Here is a 7,341-nt window from a genome sequence, read left to right on the forward strand (position 1 = left end):
CAAAAATATACATAGCAAATTAGATGCCAACTTTTAAAAAATAATTTGAATTTTATTCAACCATACTATTTTGCCCAATTTCATTTAATTTTATCGTAATCACTATCTCAATAATTAATTTTATTTCTTGTTTTGTGCAATATTTTGCATGAAATATTTTTCACTTACTTAGTTGTTTATGCATTTTTTTGCAAAATATTTATCTTCAATACCATATTTTTTAATCTTATAATACAAATTTCTTATAGAAATATTTAATATTTTTGCTGCTTTCGTCTTATTATAATCATTTTTTCTTAATACTTGTTCTATATATTCTTTTTCTACTTTCTCAATAACTTGTTTAAGAGGTAAATTTTTATTGGTATTATCTTTTATAATATATACTTTTTCCCTTTCCTCTTTTTCATCTTTTTCTATAAATTTTGCTAAATGATATGATTTTATTACAGTTTCATTAAACTTCATATTTATCATTGCTCTGCCTATAAAATTTTCCAATTCTCTGACATTTCCGGGCCAATCGTAGTCCATCAATATTTTTAACGCCTCAGCAGAAATGTCATTAACACATCTTCCATATTCTTGATTAAATTTTTTTATAAAATGAAGAACCAATTCATATATATCTTTCTTATGTTCTCTTAAGGAAGGAATTCTTATTGGTATAACATTTAATCTATAATATAAATCTTCTCTAAATTTACCTTCTTTAACAGCTTTTTCAAGGTCTAAATTCGTAGCAGCTATAATTCTTACATCAATATGTATAGGTTTAGTTCCTCCTACTCTTACTATTTCTCTCTCTTGAAGAACTCTTAAAAGTTTAGCTTGCGTACTCATTTTTATTTCTCCTATTTCGTCAAGAAAAATAGTCCCACCATGTGCCCTTTCAAATAAGCCTATTTTTCCTCCCTTTAAAGCTCCTGTAAATGCTCCTTCTTCATACCCAAAAAGTTCGCTTTCTAAGATATTTTCACTTATCGCCGCACAATTCACCCTTATAAATTGTGCATATTTTCTATTACTTGCATTATGTATAGCATGTGCAAAAAGCTCTTTTCCAGTTCCACTTTCTCCTCTTAATATTACTGTTGCTGGAGTTACTGCCGCAATTTTTGCCTTTTCAATAGCATTTACTAATTTTTCATGAGAACCTATTATATCATCAAAGGTATATTTTGCTTCAAGTTTTCTTATTATCTGTTTTGCTTGATCGAGTTCTGAAGTTAATCTCTTTATTTCTGTCAAATCATGTATTACCGCAACACTTCCCTTTAATTTTCCATTAACTATTATAGGTGCTGCATCTGCTATCACCTCCTTTTTTTTGGGTCCAACTCTTAACCTAGCTCCTTTTACCGATTTTTTAGTCTTTAAAACTTTAAGATGTATACTTTCACCTTCCGCTATATCAACTGTACAATATTTTCCTATAACATCCCTTGCTGATAGTCCTGTAATAGATGTATATGCAGGATTTATTATTACTCCGATGCCTTTCTCATCTACTACTGATATTGCATCTTGAGTAGAATTGATTATTGCACGAAACATACTTTCCATTTCTTTCAAATTAGTTATTTCCTCGGCTAATTCCAATATTTCTGTAATATCTCTAAAAACAGCTACAGCTCCTATTATATTTCCTTCTTCATCTCTAACAGGCATTCTATTTGTTACTATATTTATATCTCTAAGAGGCTGCCTTCTATTTAATTCAGAATTACCCGTTTCAAGTATATATGGAAGTCTTGTTGTCTCTATTACATCTGCAACATATTTTCCTATAACTTCCCTCGCTTTAAGTTTTGTTAATTTTTCAGCTGCTTTATTAAATAAAGTAATTATACCTTCTTTATCAACAGCTATCATCGCATCATGGGTTGAATCAAGTATAATTTCTATTTCTTTTTTCATTGGCTCACCCCATTAAAATTTTAGCCTGGATTAACTCCAGGTCTTAAATTTCTTTTTGACTTTTTATATTATTTCTACATAGTCGTATTCACCATTTCTTCTAACTTTTTAGTATCTTTATTGTAAATTTCTATCTCTATTTCATTAGGAATTATTTCTACACCTACAAATTTTTCCTTTGTATTAAGTTTAATAGGTATTACATGAACTCCTTCTTCTAAACCCTCTGCATTAATTACAAGTTCTAAATCATTTCTCTTAATATTTTCAAGTATACTTCTTGCATCATTTATTTTAACTTTTATATTCTCTTTTAATTCTCCAATATTAGTTGTCAGACCATCCTTTAAATTATTTATAGAAATTTCATTAGTATTAAACACAAATTCTTTTGATTCAATTTTTTCAACTACTATTGTTACCTTTGGCATTTCTTGTAAATTAGAAGCAGTTATATTTTTTGATAATATGAGATTAGCTGTAGTAGTAAGTGTAGAACTTAAGCCGCCAACATTTATAGGTTCTGTAAAAACTTGTGTATAAGCTTTTACATCATCTTCTCTTCCTTTTAATTCTACCACTAAAGGTTTAACATCTATTTTAGTTATTTTATATCCTTCTTTAACTTTTCCAATTATTTGAGGTTTTATCACTACACTTCTAACTTTAAAAATTGGAGCAGAAACATTTACATATTTTGTACTAACCTCAACTCCAGCTACTTCATTTCCTTCACTGTCTACTGCCTTAACAGGAACTTTAGTCTTTATATCTTCACTAACACCATCAATATTCACTTCTCCAATAACTCTAGCAACAGCATTTACTTTTGTTTCTGGCCCTTCTACAAATACTTCACGTGGAGTTACTGTTACATCTCCAACTTCAAAACCTGTAATTGGTTTACCTTTTTTTAAAATTTTGACTATTTTTTGTCTTTTTACAATCTTATCAAGTTTTACTTTTATCTGTTTTGGTTTTATTTCCTCTATGGTTACATTTGCTGGTGAACTTATCTCCAAAGGAATACTATTAACCCCCTGTCTATAACCCCTTAAATCTGCAGTAACTTTTATATCTTCTATTGAAATGTTATAAATATCACTTCTTCGCCCTGATATTTTTATATCAACTGTAAAATCTTTTTGGTCGACTATTACCATTCCAGAATTTTTTAATTCTTCAACATTCAATAATTGTACTTTAACATTATTCAAAATTTTTATATCTTCTGGATTTACCTCACCCATAACATATATCCACAAAACAAGAGCAAATAAAATAGCTACAACCTTAGGAGTTGTATTTCTCGTTATTTTGCTTTTTTCCAATAGCCCCCTTAAAAAACTAATCATTTTTCTGCCTCCATTTTAGCTTAATCAAAGCATATTCACTATCCTGCTTACACGAACTTTTTATTATTCTACCTAAAGTATCAATATCTAAAAATCTAGATAATTTTCCTTCTCTAGCTATGGAAATTGCTCCCGTTTCCTCAGAAACTATTATAGCAATTGCATCAGAAATTTCTGTAATTCCCAAACCAGCTCTATGACGTGTTCCAAGTTCTTTACTTAAATTAGGATTTTCAGAAAGAGGCAAAAAACATCCTGCTGCCATTATTTTATCTCTTCTTATCACTACTGCTCCATCATGTAATGGAGTATTGGGTATAAATATATTTATGAGCAAACTACTTGAAATCTTCCCTTCAATAAGAGTACCAGTTTCAATAACATCATTTATACCTATATTTCCTTCTAATATTATAAGTGCTCCTATTTTCTGTCTCGATAAAGAAGCAACTGCATCTGTTATTTCTTTAGTTTTTAAATCTAACTGTTCATCTGCAAGTTCAACTATGGATTTAGAAAGTATCTTACTTCTCCCGAGATATTCTAAAGCCCTTCTAAGTTCAGGCTGAAATACTATCAAAATAGCAAAAACACCTAATGTCATAGTATTTTTTAACAGATAATGAATAACATACAGCTTAGCCCATTCACTAAGTTTAGTAGCCATTAAAAGTATTAACAATCCCTTTATCAACTGTTCTGCTCTAGTTTCTCTAATAAGCATAAAAAGTTTGTAAAATACAAAAGCAACAATAGTCATATCTATAATATCTCTTATTCCAATATTCAAAAACATTTCTAAAATTTGATCCAAATTTAACACCTCTTAAAAATAGTATAAGTCCCTAGTATAATTGTAATCCTTTTTTATTCCATCTTCAACATGACTATTGAATTATTATAAATTCACATAAAAATGTCTTAAAGATATTATTCTTTATAAATCTTTGATTACTATAATAAAATATAAATTACAATTTATCAACAAAAAAAACAAAATACTAATTAATAAAATATTACTTTTAAATAAATAGTCTGAATTAATTTTATAAATTATATTTTTCTGTGGAAAAATATAATTAAGCTTAAGTATAGAAATGATAAAAATCCATCTAAATACACCATAAATTAAATTTTTTATATGACTTATAACTTGGAGGTGTTTTTTTTATGAATCACAATCAAATACTCAATAGCATTATTAAACCCAATAATTCTAAAATAGTCCTAATAGTAATGGATGGAATTGGAGATATAAGAAATAAAAATTACAACTATAAAACTCCACTTGAATATGCTAAAACACCTAATTTAGATATGTTAGCATCTCAATCAGTAGTTGGAAGAATGATTCCCATTTCATATGGTATTACTCCCGGAAGTGGCCCAGGACATATAGGACTATTTGGATTTGACCCAATGGATATTACTATTGGTAGAGGTGTTTTAGAAGCAGTAGGACTTGGACTTGAATTAAAAAAAGGTGATGTTGCAGCCAGATGTAATTTTGCAACTATAGATGAAAAAGGTAATATTACTGATAGAAGAGCTGGTAGAATTCCCACTGAAAAAACAATAGAATTATGCAATATACTAAAAAGTATAAAAGAAATCGACGGTGTAGAAATAATTATTAAACCCGGTAAAGGTCACAGATTTGTAATTATTTTTAGAAGTAACGATAAGAAAATCGATTCTTTAATAAATGATACTGATCCACAAGCAGAGGGAAAGCCACCTTTAAAAGCTAACGGTAAAAATGACGCTTCAAAATTTCTTGCCTCCGTCGTAAATAAATTTATTCATAAAGGTTTTGAACTCCTCAAAGATAAAAATCCTGCTAATGCCTTTTTAACTAGAGGTTTTTCATCAAAGCCTAATCTCCCTAGTATGTGGGACAGATATAAGCTAGAATCTGCTGCTATAGCAGCATATCCCATGTATAGAGGAATAGCTTCTTTACTTGGAATGAAATTATTAGAAGCTCCTACTTCTATCGAAGGTTTATTCGAAACTTATGTAAAAAATAAACAAAAATATGATTTCTTTTTTATTCATGTTAAAGGAACTGACCAAGCAGGAGAAGATGGAAATTTTGAATCAAAAGTAGATTGTATCGAAAAAGTCGATAAAGCACTACCTATATTACTTGAAAATAAACCAGATGTAATTGCAATAACAGGAGACCATTCTTCACCTGTTGCAATGAGAGCTCATAGTTTTCATCCTGTCCCAGTTCTCATACACAGCGAATTTTCTGGTAGAGATGATATAATCTATTTTCATGAAAATGCTTGTAATAATGGCGGTCTTGGATTTTTTGAAAGCAAATTTCTAATGTCATTATTATTAGCTAATGCTAGACGTCTAAAAAAATTTGGTGCATAAAAAAGAACGATTTTGTCGTTCTTTTTTACATAATTATCTTTTTTTTATATTTTTATCTAGTTATTTTTTTAGTCTCCTATGGAAAACTATAACTGAAAGGAGGTTTTTAATTGAAAAAATCTAAATATATATTACTTCTTATTACACTATGTTCTTTAAGTTTTTTATTTAATATTAATAGTGCATATGCACAACCAAGTACTAATGATTATGATGTATACATCGTACAAAAAGGAGATTCATTATGGAAAATTTCTCTGAAATATCAAGTAGGACTTAGTGAAATCATTGCTGCTAATCCACAATTTAAAAATCCTAACTTAATATATCCAGGTAATAAAGTTTATGTTCCACTATTTACTACAATAAAAAATATTGAACAAGAAGTTATTAAGTTAACAAATTTAGAAAGACAAAAATATGGATTATCGCCTTTAAAACACAACTGGGAATTATCTAGAGTTGCAAGATATAAATCAGAAGATATGAAAAACAAAGGATACTTTAGCCATATTTCTCCAACATATGGTTCTCCATTTGAAATGATGAAAGCTTTTAATATTAACTATAGAGCTGCAGGTGAAAATATTGCTAAAGGTCAAAGAAGTGCTCAGGAAGTTGTAAATGCATGGATGCATTCATCAGGTCATAGAGCAAATATATTAAACAAAAACTTTACTGAAATTGGAGTCGGATATGCTATAGACTCAAAAGGAGTAAGATATTGGACACAAATGTTTATAAAACCTTAAAAATCGTCAAAAAGTAACAGAAAACTTGGTAAGTTATTACCAAGTTTTTCTTTTGAATTTATCATTCTATATTTAAATATTTATTTACATTTGGTGGGCGCAACAGGACTTGAACCTGTGACCCCCTGCTTGTAAGGCAGGTGCTCTCCCAGCTGAGCTATGCGCCCACGAATAACAATTAATAATTAATAGATATTAATTAACAAGTTTAAAATCAAAACCTTAAACATCTATTAATTATTTATTATTAAAGGTCTTTAAACCTCTTACCCTTACTTCTATAACTCTTAACTTTTACTTAAACATTTTCAATTATCAATTGTCAATTCTCAATTATTTTGATTGAATTTTGAATGCTAGAAGCATTCAAAAATGGTCGGGGTGGCAGGATTTGAACCCGCGACCCTCTGGTCCCAAACCAGATGCGCTACCAAACTGCGCTACACCCCGACAATCTAAATTCCAAATTGATATTATGGTGGGCCTTCAGGGACTCGAACCCCGGACCTGCCGGTTATGAGCCGGACGCTCTAACCAACTGAGCTAAAGGCCCACGAACAATAATTTACTTTATTAAAACAAGTGGCGTGCCCACAGGGATTCGAACCCCGGACACACGGCTTAGAAGGCCGTTGCTCTATCCAGCTGAGCTATGGGCACATATTTTTTATTGGAGCGGGTGAAGGGAATCGAACCCTCGCAACCGGCTTGGAAGGCCGGGGCTCTACCACTGAGCTACACCCGCATATCAAATTTACTGGAGCGGTAGAAGGGATTCGAACCCTCGACCCTCGCCTTGGCAAGGCGATGCTCTACCACTGAGCCACTACCGCATTAACATTGGTGCGGGTGGAGGGACTTGAACCCCCACGCACAAGGCACTAGATCCTAAGTCTAGCGCGTCTGCCAATTCCGCCACACCCGCA

5 protein-coding genes and 7 tRNA genes are annotated in these 7,341 nt (G+C 30.7%); 2 read left to right on the top strand and 10 right to left on the bottom strand.

The genetic code is table 11. The annotated features are described in order from the left end of the window. Window positions 1-168: 168 nt before the first annotated feature. The 3 genes from BUA90_RS06010 to cdaA all read right to left on the bottom strand — a co-directional run bounded on the left by BUA90_RS06010 (window position 169) and on the right by cdaA (window position 4,098). A complete protein-coding gene (locus tag BUA90_RS06010; protein WP_072966632.1) occupies window positions 169-1,920 on the bottom strand; it encodes a sigma-54 interaction domain-containing protein in 1,752 nt (583 codons plus the stop codon). 74 nt (window positions 1,921-1,994) lie between these two features. Next, a complete protein-coding gene (locus BUA90_RS06015; protein ID WP_072966634.1) occupies window positions 1,995-3,275 on the bottom strand; it encodes a CdaR family protein in 1,281 nt (426 codons plus the stop codon). Then, complete coding sequence (gene cdaA, locus BUA90_RS06020) at window positions 3,268-4,098, bottom strand: diadenylate cyclase CdaA (protein ID WP_242945051.1); 831 nt, start codon at window positions 4,096-4,098, stop codon at window positions 3,268-3,270. Before cdaA ends, BUA90_RS06015 begins: the two co-directional genes overlap by 8 nt. Window positions 4,099-4,445: 347 nt before the next feature. On the opposite strand from cdaA, the gene BUA90_RS06025 reads away from it, so the two are divergent. Then, window positions 4,446-5,663: a 2,3-bisphosphoglycerate-independent phosphoglycerate mutase gene (locus BUA90_RS06025; protein ID WP_072966636.1), complete on the top strand. Its 1,218-nt coding sequence runs from the start codon at window positions 4,446-4,448 to the stop codon at window positions 5,661-5,663. Between the two features lie 110 nt (window positions 5,664-5,773). Then, entirely contained in the window at window positions 5,774-6,415 is a 642-nt protein-coding gene (gene safA, locus BUA90_RS06030) for a SafA/ExsA family spore coat assembly protein (protein ID WP_072966638.1), read from the top strand. 91 nt (window positions 6,416-6,506) lie between these two features. Here the strand turns inward: safA and BUA90_RS06035 are convergent. The 7 genes from BUA90_RS06035 to BUA90_RS06065 all read right to left on the bottom strand — a co-directional run bounded on the left by BUA90_RS06035 (window position 6,507) and on the right by BUA90_RS06065 (window position 7,340). Then, a tRNA-Val gene (locus BUA90_RS06035) sits at window positions 6,507-6,582 on the bottom strand. 206 nt (window positions 6,583-6,788) lie between these two features. Next, window positions 6,789-6,865 (bottom strand) — tRNA-Pro (locus BUA90_RS06040). A 26-nt stretch (window positions 6,866-6,891) separates the two neighbouring features. Further along, window positions 6,892-6,968, bottom strand: a tRNA-Ile gene (locus BUA90_RS06045). A gap of 30 nt (window positions 6,969-6,998) precedes the next feature. After that, a tRNA-Arg gene (locus BUA90_RS06050) sits at window positions 6,999-7,075 on the bottom strand. 11 nt (window positions 7,076-7,086) lie between these two features. Beyond that, window positions 7,087-7,160, bottom strand: a tRNA-Gly gene (locus tag BUA90_RS06055). A 13-nt stretch (window positions 7,161-7,173) separates the two neighbouring features. Continuing rightward, a tRNA-Gly gene (locus tag BUA90_RS06060) sits at window positions 7,174-7,248 on the bottom strand. An 8-nt stretch (window positions 7,249-7,256) separates the two neighbouring features. After that, window positions 7,257-7,340, bottom strand: a tRNA-Leu gene (locus BUA90_RS06065). Window position 7,341 lies beyond the last annotated feature (1 nt).

This window comes from Caminicella sporogenes DSM 14501, from assembly GCF_900142285.1.
Lineage (GTDB): Bacteria > Bacillota > Clostridia > Peptostreptococcales > Caminicellaceae > Caminicella > Caminicella sporogenes.

Excerpts from the sequence above, each read along its gene's own strand:
- BUA90_RS06010 (WP_072966632.1), bottom strand. The coding sequence starts at position 1,920 with ATGAAAAAAGAAATAGAAATTATACTTGATTCAACCCATGATGCGATG.
- BUA90_RS06015 (WP_072966634.1), bottom strand. The coding sequence starts at position 3,275 with ATGATTAGTTTTTTAAGGGGGCTATTGGAAAAAAGCAAAATAACGAGA.
- BUA90_RS06025 (WP_072966636.1), top strand. The coding sequence starts at position 4,446 with ATGAATCACAATCAAATACTCAATAGCATTATTAAACCCAATAATTCT.